General features: G+C 61.4%; 16 protein-coding genes. 7 read left to right on the top strand and 9 right to left on the bottom strand.

The window, feature by feature from the left end:
• The first annotated feature begins 50 nt into the window (after positions 1-50).
• Positions 51-1,103 (top strand): LacI family DNA-binding transcriptional regulator, encoded by a 1,053-nt coding sequence (locus T3A99_RS00270; protein ID WP_274091367.1) that lies wholly within the window; start codon positions 51-53, stop codon positions 1,101-1,103.
• A 162-nt stretch (positions 1,104-1,265) separates the two neighbouring features.
• Positions 1,266-2,423, top strand: coding sequence for an L-talarate/galactarate dehydratase (locus T3A99_RS00265; protein ID WP_173407412.1), 1,158 nt, complete (start codon positions 1,266-1,268; stop codon positions 2,421-2,423).
• A gap of 59 nt (positions 2,424-2,482) precedes the next feature.
• On the opposite strand, the gene T3A99_RS00260 is transcribed toward T3A99_RS00265, so the two are convergent.
• Positions 2,483-3,562 carry an endonuclease/exonuclease/phosphatase family protein gene (locus tag T3A99_RS00260; RefSeq protein WP_047229540.1) on the bottom strand — a complete coding sequence of 360 codons (1,080 nt, stop codon included), beginning with the start codon at positions 3,560-3,562 and terminating at the stop codon, positions 2,483-2,485.
• A gap of 91 nt (positions 3,563-3,653) precedes the next feature.
• Positions 3,654-4,316, bottom strand: a complete 663-nt coding sequence (locus T3A99_RS00255) for a membrane protein (protein ID WP_047229541.1) — start codon at positions 4,314-4,316, stop codon at positions 3,654-3,656.
• 178 nt (positions 4,317-4,494) lie between these two features.
• Here T3A99_RS00255 and T3A99_RS00250 point away from each other — a divergent pair, with 178 nt between their 5' ends.
• From T3A99_RS00250 to T3A99_RS00240, 3 genes are all read left to right on the top strand, one after another.
• The gene (locus T3A99_RS00250; RefSeq protein WP_076386442.1) at positions 4,495-5,256 is read left to right on the top strand and encodes a DUF2076 domain-containing protein; all 762 of its coding nucleotides are present in this window, start codon (positions 4,495-4,497) and stop codon (positions 5,254-5,256) included.
• A gap of 125 nt (positions 5,257-5,381) precedes the next feature.
• Positions 5,382-5,861 (top strand): NYN domain-containing protein, encoded by a 480-nt coding sequence (locus T3A99_RS00245; RefSeq protein WP_003185707.1) that lies wholly within the window; start codon positions 5,382-5,384, stop codon positions 5,859-5,861.
• Between the two features lie 22 nt (positions 5,862-5,883).
• Positions 5,884-6,495, top strand: a complete 612-nt coding sequence (locus T3A99_RS00240) for a PolC-type DNA polymerase III (RefSeq protein WP_047229543.1) — start codon at positions 5,884-5,886, stop codon at positions 6,493-6,495.
• A gap of 133 nt (positions 6,496-6,628) precedes the next feature.
• Here T3A99_RS00240 and T3A99_RS00235 read toward each other — a convergent pair whose 3' ends face one another.
• Entirely contained in the window at positions 6,629-7,081 is a 453-nt protein-coding gene (locus T3A99_RS00235; protein WP_047229544.1) for an Lrp/AsnC family transcriptional regulator, read from the bottom strand.
• A gap of 161 nt (positions 7,082-7,242) precedes the next feature.
• On the opposite strand from T3A99_RS00235, the gene yedA reads away from it, so the two are divergent.
• Positions 7,243-8,145: a drug/metabolite exporter YedA gene (gene yedA, locus T3A99_RS00230; RefSeq protein ID WP_274091366.1), complete on the top strand. Its 903-nt coding sequence runs from the start codon at positions 7,243-7,245 to the stop codon at positions 8,143-8,145.
• 57 nt (positions 8,146-8,202) lie between these two features.
• A complete protein-coding gene (locus T3A99_RS00225; RefSeq protein WP_047229546.1) occupies positions 8,203-9,540 on the top strand; it encodes a DEAD/DEAH box helicase in 1,338 nt (445 codons plus the stop codon).
• 112 nt (positions 9,541-9,652) lie between these two features.
• On the opposite strand, the gene T3A99_RS00220 is transcribed toward T3A99_RS00225, so the two are convergent.
• From T3A99_RS00220 to T3A99_RS00195, 6 genes are all read right to left on the bottom strand, one after another.
• On the bottom strand, positions 9,653-10,894 hold the full coding sequence (locus T3A99_RS00220) for a TIGR03862 family flavoprotein (RefSeq protein WP_274091365.1): 1,242 nt from the start codon (positions 10,892-10,894) through the stop codon (positions 9,653-9,655).
• A 160-nt stretch (positions 10,895-11,054) separates the two neighbouring features.
• The gene (locus tag T3A99_RS00215) at positions 11,055-12,293 is read right to left on the bottom strand and encodes an OprD family porin (RefSeq protein WP_274091364.1); all 1,239 of its coding nucleotides are present in this window, start codon (positions 12,291-12,293) and stop codon (positions 11,055-11,057) included.
• Between the two features lie 152 nt (positions 12,294-12,445).
• Positions 12,446-14,185 carry an acetyl/propionyl/methylcrotonyl-CoA carboxylase subunit alpha gene (locus T3A99_RS00210; RefSeq protein ID WP_274091363.1) on the bottom strand — a complete coding sequence of 580 codons (1,740 nt, stop codon included), beginning with the start codon at positions 14,183-14,185 and terminating at the stop codon, positions 12,446-12,448.
• Complete coding sequence (locus tag T3A99_RS00205; RefSeq protein WP_274091362.1) at positions 14,182-15,798, bottom strand: 5-oxoprolinase/urea amidolyase family protein; 1,617 nt, start codon at positions 15,796-15,798, stop codon at positions 14,182-14,184. The genes T3A99_RS00210 and T3A99_RS00205 overlap by 4 nt, the downstream gene beginning before the upstream one ends.
• A gap of 9 nt (positions 15,799-15,807) precedes the next feature.
• A complete protein-coding gene (locus T3A99_RS00200; RefSeq protein ID WP_274091361.1) occupies positions 15,808-16,614 on the bottom strand; it encodes a putative hydro-lyase in 807 nt (268 codons plus the stop codon).
• On the bottom strand, positions 16,611-17,381 hold the full coding sequence (locus T3A99_RS00195) for a LamB/YcsF family protein (RefSeq protein ID WP_274091360.1): 771 nt from the start codon (positions 17,379-17,381) through the stop codon (positions 16,611-16,613). Before T3A99_RS00195 ends, T3A99_RS00200 begins: the two co-directional genes overlap by 4 nt.
• Between the last annotated feature and the right edge of the window lie 20 nt (positions 17,382-17,401).

Raw genomic sequence — 17,401 nt, 5'->3', positions numbered from 1 at the left:
ACTGCTTTATACGCAGTCCCGGTTACTTGGCTTCAGATTCGGAACAGTTCATGGCAAAGAAACCAGCAGCGCCCACCTCCCAGGCACCGATGACCTTGACCACCAGGGGTTCGAGCCTGACGTTGATCGATGTGGCAAAGATTGCAGGCGTCTCGCCAATGACCGTTTCCAGGGCTTTGCATCGCCCGGAACTGGTGAGCGAGAACACGCGGGAGAAGGTCCGCGAAGCGGTGCGCCAATCGGGCTATGTGCCGAACATGCTGGCGGGTAGCCTGGCGAGCAACAAAAGTCGTCTGGTGGCGATTTTCCTTCCAACCATCGCTAACTCCATTTTTGCAGACACCGTGCAATCGCTGATGGACCGCCTGACCCAAGCGGGCTATCAAACCCTGCTCGGTCTGACCGGCTACAGCGCGGAGCAGGAAGAGAAACTGCTTGAAGCCGTACTCGGTCGTCGTCCGGACGGCATCGTATTGACCGGTACGCTTCATACCGAATCAAGCCGCTTGCGCCTCGCCCAGGCGGGAATTCCCGTGGTCGAGGCCTGGGATCTGAGTGAAGACCCTTTGGACATGCTGGTTGGCTTCTCCCATGAAAAAGTCGGGCAAGAGACCGCGCGACATTTGCTTGAAAAGGGTTACCAGCGCTTTTCCGTGGTGACCATCAGCGACCCGCGTGGCCTGCGTCGCTGCAACAGTCTTATCGCTGAGCTGCAGCGCCGGGGCATTGAGGAGGTGCCGATGGAAGTCCTGGCGCCCCCCGCCACGCTGGAGGTGGGGCGCGAGGGGCTGCGGCGGCTGCTGGATCTGCCGGTGCGCCCCGACATCGTGGTGTGCAGCTCCGATACCGTGGCTCAAGGTGTGTTGGCGCAAGCCGCCAGCCTTGGCTTGAAGGTGCCCGCTGAGCTGGCCGTCATGGGCTTCGGGGATCTCAGCAGCGCGGCGCAGGTTTACCCGGCGCTGTCGACCGTCAGCGTCGACGGCGGCAGGATTGGCCTGCAAGTGGCTGAAGCACTGCTTGAACGATTCGACAATCCCGGCGCCCATCTCAAACCCGTGCGGATTGACACCGGCTTCACGTTCATCGACCGCGCCAGTACCTGAGCCTGGCAGTGGATTTTCCGGGGATTTACGGGATTGAATGATTGCGCAATCAGTGTAGTATCGAGACAAGAGACCTTCTGAAGCATCGACGAAGGTCTTTTTTATGTCTCGTGATGATTGCGCAATCATCGTCGCCTTCAGAGCCTGTCCAAGGAGAGCCCCATGCTCGTACAACAATCGCTCAAGTCCTCCGATGACGACCGAATCGCCTGGGTTCGTGTCGCTTCGGTCATCCTGCCGCTGGCCAATCCCATCAGTGATGCCAAGGTCCTTACCGGACGGCAAAAGCCGATGACTGAAATCGCCATCCTGTTTGCCGAAATCGAGACCGTCGATGGGCATCAGGGCCTGGGTTTCAGTTACTCCAAGCGTGCCGGCGGGCCGGGACAATTCGCTCATGCCAAGGAAATCGCCCCGGCGCTGATCGGGGAAAACCCCAGTGACATTGCCAAACTCTGGACCAAGCTGTGTTGGGCTGGCGCGTCGGTGGGCCGCAGCGGTATGTCGACCCAGGCCATCGGGGCGTTCGACGTGGCGTTGTGGGATCTGAAGGCCAAGCGCGCCAACCTGTCGCTGGCGCGCTTGCTCGGTGCTCAACGTGACTCGGTGCGTTGCTACAACACTTCCGGTGGCTTCCTTCACACCCCGCTTGATCAGTTGATGAAGAACACTGACCTCTCGCGAGAAAAGGGAATTGGCGGCATCAAGTTGAAGGTCGGGCAACCGGATTGCGCCATCGACATTGAACGGGTCAGTGCGGTGCGCAAGCACTTGGGTGACAACTTCCCGTTGATGGTGGATGCCAACCAGCAATGGGATCGCCCGACGGCCCAGCGCATGTGTCGGCAGTTTGAAGCGTACAACCTGATCTGGATTGAAGAGCCGCTGGACTGCTATGACGCTGAAGGCCATGCCGCGTTGGCGCAGCAGTTCGATACACCGATTGCCACGGGTGAAATGCTCACCAGCGTTGCTGAACACGCCGAGTTCATCAAACAGCGCGGCGCTGATTTCCTGATGCCCGACGCGCCACGAGTAGGCGGCATCACCCCTTACCTGAAGGTCGCATCAATGGCCGAGCAGGCGGGCCTGATGCTGGCTCCCCATTTCGCCATGGAACTGCACGTTCACCTGGCAGCCGCTTATCCGACCGAGCCCTGGGTCGAGCATTTCGAATGGCTTGAGCCGCTGTTCAACGAGCGCCTGGAAACCCGCGACGGTCGGATGCTGGTGCCCACTCGCCCCGGTTTGGGACTGACGCTGAGCGAACAAGTCAAACCCTGGACGGTTCAGGAAGCCGAGACAGGTACTCGACCCTGATCAAGCGTGGGTTACGCGGACCAGCGCCACACTCGTCTGACGGCGAATGTGGCTTGGCATCACGGCGTGGCCGGCAACAGGAATCGGGCAATCACCGGCAAATGATCGGAGATACGCAAGGTATCGTCTTGCCGCACCCGAGCCTCGACCCGCTTGATCCGAGGGCTGTAGAACAGGTAGTCGACAGTGCGGTCAGGGCCGTTGAGGCCGGGGTCGTTCGGGTAGTGGGTCAGCCAGTGGCTGCGATCGATGCCGCTAGCTTCGTTGTTGGTGGGGATCATCGGGTATTTGTCCCACAGCAGGTGCAGAGGGCTGTCGGCGGAGTAGGGCGTGCGCTGCGCGGCTGGCAGGCGCCGGTATTGGCCCAGGGGTAGCAGATTGAAGTCGCCACCGATCAGCCAGGGTTTGCCTCGCGATTCAAGTTTGTCCAGTACCTTGCTCACGGCCTTGACCTGGTTCGGCAGGGTTTCATCCGGCTGCGTGGCCCGTTCCAGGTGGGTGTTGAGCACGACCAGGTGGCCACCACTGCTCAGCGGCAGGTGACTGACCAACAAAGCGTTTTTCGGCTGGAACTGACGGCTGATGAAATTGGCCCCGGCCACCGGCAACTGCACCCGTTCCGCTTGATCAATGCGGTAACGGCTCAACGTCGCCAACTGCCGGCCGACGCTGCCGAAGATATGCGGGTCGGGGATGAAATCGGCTTTCCAGTCAAAGGCGCTGGTGCTGCACGGATACAGGTCGGTCAATCGTTCCTGCAACAACTTGAGCTGGTTCTGGTAGTCGCTGGCCTTGGCGCCGTCGTCCAGTTCCTGGAGCAACACGACGTCCGGTTGCTCGTCGCGAATGACCCTTGCCACTTCGTCGAGGCTGAAGGCCATGTCTTCGAGGGTCGGGCTTTCATCGTCACCTTGGGCCAGGTCGTGCCAGAACACGTAGCGCTTGCCGGCCAGGAACTGGACGTTCCAGGTCATCACCTTCAAGGCCTGGCCAGGCACGAGCGTTGCGGTGTTGGCGGGGCAACTGACCGGCAGTGCTTCCCGGGATTGTGGGCGCCAGGTCAGGCTATAGATCGACAGGGCGGCCAGGCCGAGAATCAACAACAGGCCCAGCAAGGTGTAGCGCAATAGACGGGTCATGGCTCGACTTAAATGGGCAATACGCAAAAGTGATCCTGAGCATAACCGAGAGCAGTTGCCGAGCCCAAGCCCGTAACCTGCGCAGCAGTCGTCAACGGCTGTCAGGTTTTTCCGCGACCAGCATGAACATCCGGAACAGCACCACGGTGGTGAACAGCTGCAGGAAACTGTGAACGCTGTCGATCAGCAAGGTGATCAACGGGTTCTGGGGCGGCGGGTACACCGACAGGCTGGCGCCCTTGAGCAGCCAGAGCGGGACCATCACGCAAAGAATGCACAACAGGATGCGCCAGAAACTGCCGCGGCTCAGGCGCAGGCTTTCCTTCATTGCTGCCAGCGGAGTCAGGCCGCGCAGCACCAGCAGGTATTCGCCAAAGGCCAGGACCACCATCAGCCAAAGGCCCGGCAGGAAGTACAACGAAATGCCCACCAGAATCAGCAACGTATTGAGTGCGGTCAGCAGGGCAAAGCGTGGCCACAGGGTCAGGGCCGTCGCGAGAAGGTCACGGGGACGGGGCGATTCACCGCGACTGCGAGCGTCGAGAAACAGAATCAGCGCGGCGGTGTAGAGCGGGTATATCAGCAGCCCGACGATCAGGCTGTAGCCGGAAAAACCTTCGGGGCCCACGACGCTGTCCACGCCTTGTTGCAGCACGGCCTCGAGGATCACCAGCGGCAGGCACAGCTGGGCGATCCGGCCAAGATGGCGTTTGAAGAAATACAAAGAGTCGCGCAGCACGTCAAACGGATTCATGAGTCGGTATCGCAGGTCAAAAAGCGGTCCGACACTTTAACCGATCAGGCGCCTGCACAAGCAAACGTAAACATCAGGTAAAGACCATTGAAACCTCTGTGCCCAGCCCCATTACTGGCTGGCACCGGTCCTGTAGGGCCGGCATGGTTTTTCTACCCGGCAATCTGATGAGGTCGCCATGAACAGCGAAGAACAAACCCTGATCGATGGACTGTTTTCACGGCTGCAACAGGCCGAAAAGGATGCAGCCCCGCGCGATGTCCAGGCCGAGGCGCGGATCAAGGAACATATGACCCGCCAGCCCGCGGCGGGCTATTTCATGACCCAGGCGATTCTGGTGCAAGAGACGGCGCTCAAAAGCCTCGACGAGCAGAACAGGCAACTGACCCAGCAGATCGAGCAGTTGCAAGCGGACCTGCAACAGGCCCGGCAACAGCCTCCAGCGCCCAGCGGTGGTGGTTTTCTCTCGAGTATTTTCGGTGGCAGCTCGCGCGACCCACGGCCAACGTCCGCTCCAGGCGCTTCGCCCGCCAGCGGTGGCGGCTGGCGCGAACCGGCGCGACCTGGCTTCAATGCGCCACCCCAGCAGAACTACGCCGCGCCGCCCGCTAACTACGGCGCCGCGCAACAGCAGGCTCCAGGGGCCGGCAGCTTCATGAGCGGCGCGCTGAAAACCGCGGCTGGTGTGGCCGGGGGCGTGATGCTCGCCCAGGGCATCAGCAGTCTGTTCCACGGTGCCCAGCAGCCTCAGGAAGTCGTCGAGGTCATCGAGCCAGAGCCGGCCCAACCGGTCAACGACACGGCAAGCAGTGACAGCGGCTGGGGCAATGACTCAAACGTCGCTGGTAACGATGCCTATGGCAACGACCAGGGCGGTTTCGCCGACGCCGACTACAGCGACGATTCATCCTTCTTCGGCGATGACGACTCCTTCGTCTGACCTGCCATTCGTCCGGGGCGCCCAGGTGCCTCGGACCGATTATTCGCGGAACATTCCTCTGGGCTGGCATACTGGGCAACTTTTCGGGCCCGCTCTGCCGGCTTGTGCATTCAAGAGGAAACGCGGTGAAAAAAATCGCAGTGTTCGCCGATGTCCAGAACCTCTACTACACCGTGCGCCAGGCTTATGGTTGCCATTTCAACTACGCGGCCTTGTGGGCCGATGTCAGCAAGCAGGGGCAGATCGTCGAGGCCTACGCGTATGCGATCGATCGCGGCGACAGCAAGCAGCAGCAATTCCAGCAGATCCTGCGCAACCTGGGGTTTGTCGTGAAGCTCAAGCCTTACATCCAGCGCAGCGACGGCTCGGCCAAGGGTGACTGGGACGTGGGCATCACCCTGGACATCATGGACGCCGCTGATCACGTTGACGAAGTGGTGTTGGCCTCCGGTGATGGCGATTTCGACATGCTGCTCGAACGCATCATCAGCAAACACGGGGTCCAGGCGGTGGCTTATGGCGTACCGGGGCTGACGGCCAACTCGCTGATTCGCGCCGCCAGCCGCTACGTGCCGATCGAAGGCGCGTTGCTGCTCAAGAATTGATTTTTACGGAGTTCAGACAGGTTTGGAACGCATCGCAGTCATCGACTTTGAAACCACCGGCATCACGCCGAGCAGCAGTTGCCGGGCCACCGAAATCGCCGTGGTGATTCTCGAACAGGGCCGGATTGTGGATCGCTATCAGAGCCTGATGAACGCCGGTGTGCGCGTGCCTGCGTTCATCGAGCAACTGACCGGCATCAGCAACGCCATGCTGCGCAGCGCCCCGCCGGCGGAAAAGGTGATGAACGAGGTCAACGAGTTCGTCGGCATCACGCCGCTGCTGGCCCACAACGCCGCATTCGACCAGAAGTTCTGGGATTTCGAGCTAGGCCGGATCAAACGCACCCGCTTGCAGAATTTTGCCTGTTCACTGCTGCTGGCCCGGCGCCTGATGCCGACGGCGCCGAACCACAAGCTCGGCACGCTCAACACCTTCGCCGGCCTGCCCCACACCGGCCAGGCTCACCGGGCCATGGCCGACGCCGAAATGGCCGCCAACCTCACCGCGCACCTGGCGACGCAACTGCGGCAACAGCACGGGCTGCGGGAGTTGTCCCACGATTTGCTGTGCAGTTTGCAGAAAGTGCCGGCGGCGAAGATCAACGAGCACCTCAAGCGGCATCGCGGGTTCTGAAAACACCCCCCAACAAGCCACTGTGGGAGCGAGCCTGCTCGCGATAGCGTCGGTTCAGTCGGCAACTAAGTTGACTGATACACCGCCATCGCGAGCAGGCTCGCTCCCACCGTTCTGATGTGTGTTGGCGCGATTACTTCCCGTTACCTTCCAACTGCCCCAACGGCACCCGCTTTTCAATCGCGCTGGACAGCACGATCGAGGTCTTGCTGAAACCGAACTTGGCGATGCGGTTGATCAGCTCTTCCAGTTCCGGCATCGAGCCGACCGCCGCCTGCATGATCACGCACGGGTCGCCCGTCACCCGGTGGCATTCGGTCAGTTGCGGGATCCTGCACAGTTCATCGTAAGTCTTCTGGTTGCCGTGCTGGTTCATGCGCAGTTCGATGACGCACTGCACCGGCAAGCCGATTTTCGCCATGTCGACTTTCGCCTGGTAGCCAGTGATCACGCCGCTGGTTTCCAGCTTGCTGACCCGCTCGGCCACGGCCGGGGCCGACAGGTTCACTTTGCGGGCCAGTTCGGCATAGGACGCACGACCGTTTTCCAACAGGGCGCTGAGCAGCATGCGGTCGTATTTATCCACGGTTCGGGCTCCCAAGGGGCTGACTTTCGAAAGTACGGTTTATAACGCTGATCTCCGTGTTTTTAAAAGTGTACGGTTCGGATAAACAGGTTTTGTAACTTATTTTCCGCCTGTCGCCTTTCTAGAATAGCGTCTTTCATTGTCCTGACTTCGAGCTGACCATGTCTGGCCCACGCCGTTTCCCCTTGCCATTGATCGCTGCATTTTTTGCCTTGTACGTCATCTGGGGGTCGACCTACCTGGTGATTCGCATCGGTGTGGAGCATTGGCCGCCGCTGCTGCTGGCCGGGATTCGCTTCGTGATCGCCGGCTCGCTGATGTACGGTTTCCTGCGCTGGCGCGGGGCGCCGGCACCGACTTGGGCGCAGTGGAAGGCGGGGGCTGTCATCGGCGTGTTGTTGCTCAGTTTCGGCAATGGCGCGGTCAGTGTCGCCGAACACACGGGTGTGGCGTCCGGGGTGGCGGCGCTGGCCGTGGCGACGGTGCCGTTGTTTACCTTGCTCTGCGGATATTTCTGGGGCGCCCGTAATACCCGTCTGGAGTGGGCGGGGATTGTGCTGGGGTTGATCGGCATTGCCATGCTCAACCTCGGTTCCAACCTGCAATCGAGTCCACTGGGCGCGACCTTGCTGCTGTTCGCGGCGGCGTCCTGGGCCTTCGGTTCGGTGCTGAGCAAACACTTGCCAGTGCCGGCGGGGGCGATGGCCAGTGCCGTGGAAATGCTGGTGGGCGGTGTGGTGCTATTGATCGGCAGCGTGGCCAGCGGCGAACACCTGGACAGCATGCCGCCGCTGGAAGGCTGGATCGCACTGGCTTACCTGACCTGCTTCGGTTCGATCATTGCCTTCAACGCCTACATGTACCTGCTCAAGCACGTACGTCCGGCGGCGGCCACCAGCTATGCCTACGTCAACCCGGCGGTGGCGGTGTTGCTGGGCATTGTGTTCGCCGGTGAAACCATCGGGATCGAAGAGGCCCTGGCGATGTTGGTGATCATCAGTGCCGTGGTGTTGATCGGATTGCCCCAGTGGCGCAAACCCAAGCCTGCGCCGGCCGAATCCTGATTTAGGGTAAACTGCCGCGCATTGCACACCTTGCGCTGATTTTCCTACGGTACTTCCATGACTTTCGCCACCCTTGGCCTGATCGAACCCTTGCTGCGCGCCCTCGAGACGCTCGGCTACCAGACCCCAACCCCGGTGCAGGCCCAAGCCATGCCGGCGGTGTTGGCCGGTCGCGACCTGATGGCCGCGGCCCAGACCGGCACCGGCAAGACCGCCGGTTTCGCCGTGCCGCTGTTGCAGTTGCTGACCACCGAGGGGCCGAAGGTCAGCGCCAACTCGGTACGGGCGCTGATTCTGGTGCCGACCCGTGAACTGGCCGAGCAGGTCCACGAAAGCGTGCGCCAATACGCGCAGAACCTGCCATTGAGCACCTATGCGGTGTACGGCGGTGTCAGCATCAACCCGCAGATGATGAAGCTGCGCAAAGGGGTTGATCTGCTGGTCGCCACGCCGGGACGCTTGCTCGACCTGTTCCGCCAGAACGCGCTGAAGTTCAATCAGCTGCAGACCCTGGTGCTGGACGAAGCCGACCGCATGCTCGACCTGGGCTTCTCCGAGGAACTGGCGAATATCTACAAAGCGCTGCCGAAGAAGCGCCAGACGCTGCTGTTCTCGGCAACCTTCTCCGACGCGATCCGCTTGCTGGCCGGGCAAATGCTCAACGACCCGTTGAGCATCGAAGTGAGCCCGCGCAACGTGGCCGCCAACACCGTCAAGCAATGGGTGGTGACGGTGGACAAGAAGCGCAAGCCAGAGTTGTTTGTGCACCTGATGCGCAAGAACAAGTGGAAACAGGTGCTGGTATTTGCCAAGACCCGCAACGGTGTCGATGCGCTGGTGGAAAAACTCCAGGGCATGAGTGTCAATGCCGACGGCATCCACGGCGATAAACCCCAGGCCACCCGCCAGCGCGCGCTGGACCGTTTCAAGGCCAGTGAGATCCAGATCCTGGTGGCCACCGACGTCGCCGCTCGTGGGCTGGATATCGAAGACTTGCCGCTGGTGGTGAATTTCGATTTGCCGATTGTCGCCGAGGATTACATCCACCGTATCGGTCGTACTGGCCGGGCGGGTTCCACCGGGGAAGCGATTTCCCTGGTCTGCGCCGATGAAGTGAATCTGCTGTCAGCCATCGAAACCCTGACCCGTCAGACGTTGCCACGGCAGATGGAACAGGACTTCGAGCCTGAACATCGGGTGCCGGAGACCGATGCCAGCGGCCAGGTTATCAAGAAGCCGAAAAAACCGAAGAAACCGAAAGCCTCGGGCGGTGGCGGCAAGCGCAACCTGGGCAAGTGGGTCGACAGCGGCGACGCCTCGCCCGTGGAGCCCTCGGTCAAGCCAGTGCGTAAAGTGCCGGTGTTCAATACCGGGCCGCGCAAGCGTAAGCCTTGATGACCCGCAGCGTTTGACAGGCCGCCATCGCGAGCAGGCTCGCTCCCACATTGACGGTGTACACAAATCAAATGTGGGAGCGAGCCTGCTCGCGATGGCCGCGCCTGGGTTTTCAAACCTTGCGCTGTAACCACTCCAACATTCCCAGCCCAGCCGCCCGGCCGCTGGCAAAGCAGGCCGTGAGCAGATAGCCGCCGGTCGGTGCTTCCCAGTCGAGCATTTCCCCGGCGCAGAACACGCCAGGCATCTGCTTGAGCATCAGGCGTTCGTCCAGGGCTTCGAAGGTCACGCCACCGGCACTGCTGATGGCTTCGTCCAGCGGGCGGGGTTTCACCAGGGTGATGGGCAAGGCCTTGATTGCCTGGGCCAGCCGCGCCGGGTCGGCGAAACAATCGGCAGGCGTTTGCTCGCGCAGCAACGCAGCCTTGACCCCGTCGATACCCAATTGACTGTGCAGATGCTTGGCCATTGAGCGTGAACCGCGTGGCTTGCTCAGGGCTTGCTGGATTTTATCCACAGGCCGGCCCGGCAGCAGGTCCAGATGGATCGTCGCGCTACCGTGCTGGTTGATGGCTTCGCGAATCGGCGCCGACAGGGCATAGATCAGGCTGCCTTCGATGCCGGTGGCGGTGATCACGCATTCACCGAGGCGCGGTACATCGTCATTCAGGCCGATGGCGATATTTTTCAGCGGGGCGCCGGCGAATTTGCTGACCATCAGATCGCTCCAGGCCGGCACTTCGAATCCGCAATTGCTCGGCTGCAAGGGCGCAAGGCCTACACCGCGCTGTTCCAGTGGCAGCATCCAGGCACCATCGGAGCCCAGGCGTGACCAACTGCCACCGCCCAGCGCCAGCAATGTCGCAGTGGGGCGCAGTGTTTTTTCGCCGTCCGCAGCGGCGACTAGCAAGCTGCCGTCGGGGTTCCAGCCCAGCCAGCGATGGCGGGTATGGATCATCACGCCGGCATCGCGCAGGCGTTTGAGCCAGGCGCGCAGCAGCGGGGCGGCTTTCATGTCGGTAGGAAATACCCGCCCGGAACTGCCGACAAAGGTCTCGATGCCCAATCCGTGAATCCATTGGCATAACTCGTTGGCGCCGAATGCCCGCAGCAGCGGGGCGATATTGGGCGCGCGCTCGCCGTAGCGGGACAGGAACGGCGTGAAGTCTTCCGAGTGGGTGATGTTCATGCCACCGACACCGGCCAGCAGGAATTTCCTGCCCACCGAAGGCATGCCGTCGTACAGGTCGACCTGTATCCCGGCCTGGCTCAACACCTCGGCCGCCATCAGGCCGGCAGGGCCGCCGCCGATGATGGCGACATTTGGGATATGGGGGCAGACGGTTGGGGTCATGGCGTGAGCTGCGGAGGACGGGAATAAGCGGGGCATTCTATCAGCACAGATCCCTGTGGGAGCGAGCTTGCTCGCGATAGCGATCTGTCAGCCAACATCCATGCAGGCTGGTCAGCCGCCATCGCGAGCAAGCTCGCTCCCACAGGGGATGCGGTGATTCTTAGAGCGCTAATGTGTAACTGACGATCAGGCGGGTTTCATCCAGGTCATTGCTGAAGTTCGAACGAACCGTAGCGTTTCTGAGTTTGACCCCGAGGTTTTTCAGCGAACCGCTTTGGACCACGTAACCGATATCCGTATCGCGCTCCCACTCTTTGCCCGTATTACTGCCCCCGACCAACGCGTTGTCACCCTGGACATAACGACTCATGAACGTCAGCCCGGGAATGCCCAGCGCGGCGAAGTTGTAGTCATAACGCAGCTGCCAGGAGCGCTCTTGGGTGTTGGCAAAGTCATTGATCTGGACGAAGTTGACCAAGTATGGGTCGCTATTGGCAATGTACGGGAAGGGATCGTCACCGCTCATGCGTTGATAGGCGGCGGTGAACACGTTGGCGCCCAGAGTGTAGGCAACCAGTCCGTTCGCGGCGCGGTTATCGAGGGGGCGGAAGTTACCGTCATCGGTACTTTTCGAATAACGTAGATCGAACTTCAGCGACTGTTGCGCGGCAAGAGGTATTTCATAGACGACGCCGCCAAATAACTGTCGATAGACATTTTCTAGATTGCCGTAGAACAGACTTGTGCTAAGGGCTTTGTTGAAACTGTAAGTACCGCCGGCAAAGCGGAAGTCATCACTGACACCGCCGATGCGGTTACCCGTGAAGTCCTGATAGTTCGAGGAACTGTTGAACTTGATTTGCTCCAGCTTGCCGCCTTGCAGGACCAACTGATCAATGTCTTTGGAGGTCAGTAGCGCGCCTTCGAAGGTGGAGGGCAACAGGCGTGTGTCATTGCTCGATACCACGGGCGTACGGAAGGCGAGTGAGCCAACCTTTAGAGCGGTTTCCGACACCTTCGCCTTGGCCGTCAACTCAAGTTTGGAATATTCGTCCTGTGAGCCGCGGCCGTTTTTCGAACTAAGGTCAGCCGGCAACAGGCCCGTGCCACCGGAACCATCACCGCCGTCAAGCTTGAGGCCGAGCATGCCAACCGCGTCGATGCCCAGGCCCACGGTGCCGGCGGTATAACCTGACTCGAATCGCAACATGGCGCCCTGGGCCCATTCTTTTGCCGAGTCCCGCTGGGTCGTGGGAGGACCGTTGCGAAAGTCACGATTGAAGTAGAAGTTACGCAGTTCCACACTGGCCTTACTGTCGGCAATAAAATCTGCAGATGCCGTAAAAGGGAAAATCAACGCGCAAGTACCCGCAATAGCCAAAGTCTTATTGATTGACATGCTCTTTATGCTCCAGATAACAGCAGATTTATGTGTTGGGTTTTATCGTTATTTTGATTGCAAAGTTACATCTACAGTTTTCTGCGGGCAGCACGCGGCAACCGGGTTATTACCCCGTTGCGCGTACTGACTGCGAAAAGAAAAGTTTTAAATCAGAGAGCTGTTTTGATGCGGCCAATGACGGAGCCGGCTTCAAAATAGTCGCCGGCCTGTTTGGCGATCTGCACCTGGCCTTCACAAGGTGCGAGGACCGAGGTTTCCATTTTCATGGCTTCTACAACCGCGATCACTTGCCCGGTGCTCACCGACTCGCCGTCTTCGACGACCCAGGTATGCAGATTACCCGCCACGGGCGTCAGTACCGCCTGCGGATCAGTGACCTCGGAGGGGGCCGTGCTTTCGCTGGCGGTACCCGCTGCGTTCAGGCTGACGCCTCGCAGCAGCGCAGCCGGAAGGCCCAGTTCGTGGCGCTTGCCGTCGATCTCGACAAACGTGCGCAGGATGCCTGGGTCGGCCGATACCGCGGTACGTGGGGCGAGCGTGATCTGTTCGGCGAAATCGGTTTCGATCCAGCGCGTGTGCACGGCGAATTTATCGGCACCGGTGAAGTCGTCATGGTCCATCACGGCCCGGTGGAACGGCAGCACCGAGGCAATGCCTTCAATGTTGAATTCCGCCAAGGCGCGTCGGGCGCGGACAATAGCCTGTTCGCGGGTGGCGCCGGTGACGATCAGTTTGGCCATCATCGAGTCGAAGGTGCTGGGCACTCGCGAGCCGCTTATCACGCCGCTGTCCAGGCGCACACCCGGGCCAGACGGTGGCAGGAAATCGGTGATCTGACCGGGGGTGGGCAGGAAGCCCTTGCCTGGGTCTTCCGCATTGATGCGAAATTCGAAGCTATGGCCACGTGGGGTCGGCGTCTCACTGAAGGACAACGGCAAACCGTCGGCGATCCGCAGTTGTTCGATCACCAGATCCACCCCAGTGGTCTCTTCGGTCACCGGGTGCTCGACCTGCAAGCGGGTATTGACCTCAAGGAACGACAGGGTGCCATCCTGGCTGAGCAGGAACTCCACCGTGCCGGCACCGACGTAGCCGGCTTTGGCGCAGATATCCTGAGCGGATTGATGAATACGCTGGCGCTGTTCGTCGCTGATAAAGGGCGCTGGCGCTTCCTCCACCAGCTTCTGATTGCGCCGCTGCAAGGAGCAGTCACGCGTGCCGATGACGACGACCTTGCCGTGTTTGTCGGCGAGGATCTGCGCTTCGATGTGCCGAGGGCGGTCGAGGAACTGCTCGACATAGCACTCGCCACGACCAAAGGCCGCTTGCGCTTCGCGCACGGCGGAGGCGAACAATTCAGCCACTTCATCCATGCGCCAGGCGACTTTCATGCCGCGTCCACCGCCGCCAAAGGCAGCCTTGATGGCAATTGGCAGGCCGTGCTGTTCGGCAAAGGCCAATACTTCGGCGGCGCTTTCGACCGGGCCAGGCGTACCGGCTACCAGAGGCGCCCCGACCAGTTGGGCAATTTTTCGCGCCTCGACCTTGTCGCCGAGCACGTCGATGGTCTGCGGGTTGGGACCGATCCAGGTCAACCCTGCGTCGATTACCGCCCGGGCGAAGTCGGCCCGTTCAGACAGAAAACCATAGCCGGGGTGCACGGCATCGGCGCCGCTGCGTTTGGCCACGGCAATCAGTTTGCCGATATCCAGGTAGGTTTCGGCCGGGCGCTGGCCATTCAGTGAGTAGGCTTCGTCGGCCTGGCGCACGTGCAGGGCGTCGATGTCCGCGTCGGCATAGACCGCGACAGACTGCACGCCGTAGTCGCGGCAGGCGCGGGCGATGCGGACGGCAATTTCACCACGGTTGGCAATCAGTAATTTTTTCATGGAATTTTTTTCACATCGGCAGTTGAAGAAGCTTGCGTAACGGGTTGAATCTCTTTGAAGCCGTCCACAGGGTTGAAGCGAATCTGCGCATTGATAGGGATCTGGCCAGCCAGGTCGAGATGGTAGCTGGCGACTGCGGCGATCACTGGATAGCCACCGGTCAACGGGTGATCGGCGAGAAACAGAACCGGTTGGCCGCTGGCCGGGACCTGAATGGCGCCCACGGAGGTGCCTTCGCTGGGCAACTCATGGTGGTTGCTGCGCGCTAGCGGTATTTCACCGGCCAGACGAATACCGACGCGGTTGGACTGTGAGGTGACGCGCCAGAGCTGGCTGCTCAGACGCTGGATGGCGTCTTCGGTAAACCAGTCGGTCCGCGGTCCCATGACCACGTCAAGGGTGACGATGTTGGCAGCAGTAGGCAGCTCAAAGGCTGGGGCTTCGTTCAGCGATACGCTGGTTCCCGTTGTCAGTGTCGTAAAGCCCAATAGGTCGCCGGCGGCGAGCGCCGGGGGGCCGACCTGGGCCAGGGTGTCTGTGGACAGGCTGCCCAGCACCGGAGTGACGTCAAAGCCGCCGCGAATCGCCAGGTAGCTGCGCAGTCCCGCGAGGGGGGAACCCAGGCTGACGCGGTCACCCGCGTCCAGCTCGATGGGCTGGTAGTGACTTGCCTGCCATTGCAGGCCACTGGCGTTGGTGATTGTGACCGGGGTTTGCGCACCGGTGACGGCGATCACGGCACGGCCATGGCAAACGAAGCTCAGGCCGCCGAGTACCGATTCCACACAGGCCATGTCCGAGCGGTTGCCGACCGCGCGGTTGGCTGCCCGCAGCGCGCCCAGGTCCAGCGCGCCGGAACGGGATACGCCTTGGCCGGTCTGGCCTGGACGGCCCATATCCTGCAGTACGCTGTGCAAACCGGGGGTGATGATTTCCAGATAGGCGCCGCTGGGCGCGGCGGCACTTGCCGGTGCTGTGGGGGCGGGCAGGCCACCCGCCGGGAGCGGGCCTGCATCGGTGAAGCGCACTTTATAGCCCGGACGCAGCAAGGCCGATTCAGCGCGGTTCAGGTCCCACATCTGCAAAGGCGTGACGCCGATGATCTGCCATCCGCCGGGGCTGGCTTGCGGATAAACACCGCTGAATTCCCCCGCCAGGGCAACCGCACCCGCGGGTATGCGGGTACGTGGAGTTTGTCGGCGAGGCACCTGGAAACCCGCACCGCCGGTGAGGTAGGCGAAGCCCGGCGCGAATCCGCAGAAGGCCACGCTGTAGTCATGGGCGGTGTGGCGTTGGACCACCTCGGCGCGGCTGATCCCCAGCAGCGTGGCGACCTCGTCGAGGTCTTCGCCATTGTAATGGACGGGAATTTCCACCCGGCGATGCTCGATCGCGCGGCGCTGGCTCAGGTCTTGGCTAGCGATACGATTGACGAGCGCCTGCTGCGCAATGGCGCTGGGGCGAAATTGGATCAGCAGCGTTCGTGCGGCAGGAATGATCTCCTCCACGCCAGCAATCGGCTCGGCCATCAGGGCGTCGAACAACGCCAGTGTCTCGTCGAGGTCTTTCAATTCGACGAGCAGGGCGTCCAGGTTGACCGGTAGAAAACGCACGGGAGACTCCTAGACGTGGTAGATGCTGTCAGGCACATCGGTGATGAACATATGGCCCGGCGAATGGGTGATGGCGAAGGGCACGCCCGAGGCCATGACCGCGGCCTGGGGAGTGACGCCGCAGGCCCAGAACACCGGGATCTCGCCGGGTTCGATGCGTACGGCATCGCCGAAATCGGGGCGCCCCAGGTCCTGGATGCCGAGCAGCGCGGGTTCGCCGATGTGCACCGGGGCGCCATGGACTGAGGGATAGCGTCCGGAAATAGTGCTCGCCTCAGCCACGCGATCGGCGGGGATCGGTCGCATCGATACCACCATTTCACCCTGTAGACGTCCGGCCGGGCGGCAGGCACGGTTGGTCCGGTACATCGGTACGTTGCAACCATCGGTGATATGCCGCACTTCGATGCCGGCCTCTTGCAGGGCGGTTTCAAAGGTGAAGCTGCAGCCGATCAAAAAGGCCACCATGTCGTCGTGTTCAGCCCAGGCCTGAGTGGCATCGCTGACTTCCTCGGCCAGCTTTCCATCACGCCAGATGCGGTACAGCGGGATGTCAGTGCGCAGGTCCGCCCCTTCAGCCAGCAGCGTACTCGGGCTGCCGGCGTCGCTGACGTCAAGGATCGGACAGGCTTTGGGATTGCGCTGGGCATACAGCAGGAAGTCGTACGCCCAGGCGCGCGGCAGGGCGATCAGGTTGGCCTGGGTCATGCCCGGCGCGATACCCGCCGTGGGGGCGACCCGGCCGTTACGGTAAGTGCTGCGTGCATCCCGGGCAGCGGCGATGGCCGCCTGGCGGGCGAGATCAAGGGCGTTCATGGGCGTCCTCCGGCAAAGGGCAGCAAGGACATGTTGGCCTGTTCCAGCACGCGGCGCAGCTCGCGGGCCATTTCCACCGCTGCGGGGCTGTCGCCATGGACACAGATCGAGTCGGCCTGGATTTTGGTCAGGCTGCCATCGATGGCTTCGAGGCAGCCGTCTTCAACGAGGCGCAGCATACGTTGGGCGACGAGCTTGGGATCGTGCAGCACCGCACCTGGTTCGCGGCGAGAGACGAGGGTGCCCTGTGGCGTATAGGCACGGTCAGCGAAGGCTTCGGCGACACACTGCAAACCCTCGTTACGGGCCAGTTCAATCAGGCTTGAGCCTGCCAGGGCAACCAATATGAGGTTGGAGTCGATCGCGCGGATGGCTTCGATCACGGCCAGCGCCTGACGGCGATCGTGAGCAATGGTGTTGTACAAGGCGCCGTGGGGTTTTACGTAGCGCACCGACGTGCCGGCGGCTTTGGCCAGGCCTTGCAGCGCGCCGATCTGGTAGATCACGTCGGCCGTCAGCTCATCGCTGGCCACGTCCATGTTTCGGCGGCCAAAGCCCACTTTGTCCGGGTAAGCGACATGGGCACCAATGGTGACATTTTTGGCCGCCGCCGCTTTCAGTGTCCGCAGGATGCCGGCCGGGTCACCGGCGTGGAAACCGCAGGCGACATTGGCGCTGGTCACGACATCGAGCATCGCGGCATCGTCGCCCATGTGCCAGGCGCCAAAGCTTTCGCCCAGGTCACTGTTGATATCTATGGTTGGCATTCACGTGACTCCTTGTTCGT

Source organism: Pseudomonas sp. N-137, from assembly GCF_034555295.1.
In the GTDB taxonomy this organism is placed as follows: Bacteria; Pseudomonadota; Gammaproteobacteria; order Pseudomonadales; family Pseudomonadaceae; genus Aquipseudomonas; species Aquipseudomonas rhizophila.
The sequence above is the reverse complement of the archived record's forward strand: the minus strand, read 5'-3'. Positions and strand labels throughout refer to the sequence as shown.

Excerpts from the sequence above, each read along its gene's own strand:
- T3A99_RS00270 (WP_274091367.1), top strand. The coding sequence starts at position 51 with ATGGCAAAGAAACCAGCAGCGCCCACCTCCCAGGCACCGATGACCTTG.
- T3A99_RS00265 (WP_173407412.1), top strand. The coding sequence starts at position 1,266 with ATGCTCGTACAACAATCGCTCAAGTCCTCCGATGACGACCGAATCGCC.
- T3A99_RS00260 (WP_047229540.1), bottom strand. The coding sequence starts at position 3,562 with ATGACCCGTCTATTGCGCTACACCTTGCTGGGCCTGTTGTTGATTCTC.
- T3A99_RS00255 (WP_047229541.1), bottom strand. The coding sequence starts at position 4,316 with ATGAATCCGTTTGACGTGCTGCGCGACTCTTTGTATTTCTTCAAACGC.
- T3A99_RS00250 (WP_076386442.1), top strand. The coding sequence starts at position 4,495 with ATGAACAGCGAAGAACAAACCCTGATCGATGGACTGTTTTCACGGCTG.
- yedA (WP_274091366.1), top strand. The coding sequence starts at position 7,243 with ATGTCTGGCCCACGCCGTTTCCCCTTGCCATTGATCGCTGCATTTTTT.
- T3A99_RS00225 (WP_047229546.1), top strand. The coding sequence starts at position 8,203 with ATGACTTTCGCCACCCTTGGCCTGATCGAACCCTTGCTGCGCGCCCTC.
- T3A99_RS00220 (WP_274091365.1), bottom strand. The coding sequence starts at position 10,894 with ATGACCCCAACCGTCTGCCCCCATATCCCAAATGTCGCCATCATCGGC.
- T3A99_RS00215 (WP_274091364.1), bottom strand. The coding sequence starts at position 12,293 with ATGTCAATCAATAAGACTTTGGCTATTGCGGGTACTTGCGCGTTGATT.
- T3A99_RS00210 (WP_274091363.1), bottom strand. The coding sequence starts at position 14,185 with ATGAAAAAATTACTGATTGCCAACCGTGGTGAAATTGCCGTCCGCATC.
- T3A99_RS00200 (WP_274091361.1), bottom strand. The coding sequence starts at position 16,614 with ATGAACGCCCTTGATCTCGCCCGCCAGGCGGCCATCGCCGCTGCCCGG.
- T3A99_RS00195 (WP_274091360.1), bottom strand. The coding sequence starts at position 17,381 with ATGCCAACCATAGATATCAACAGTGACCTGGGCGAAAGCTTTGGCGCC.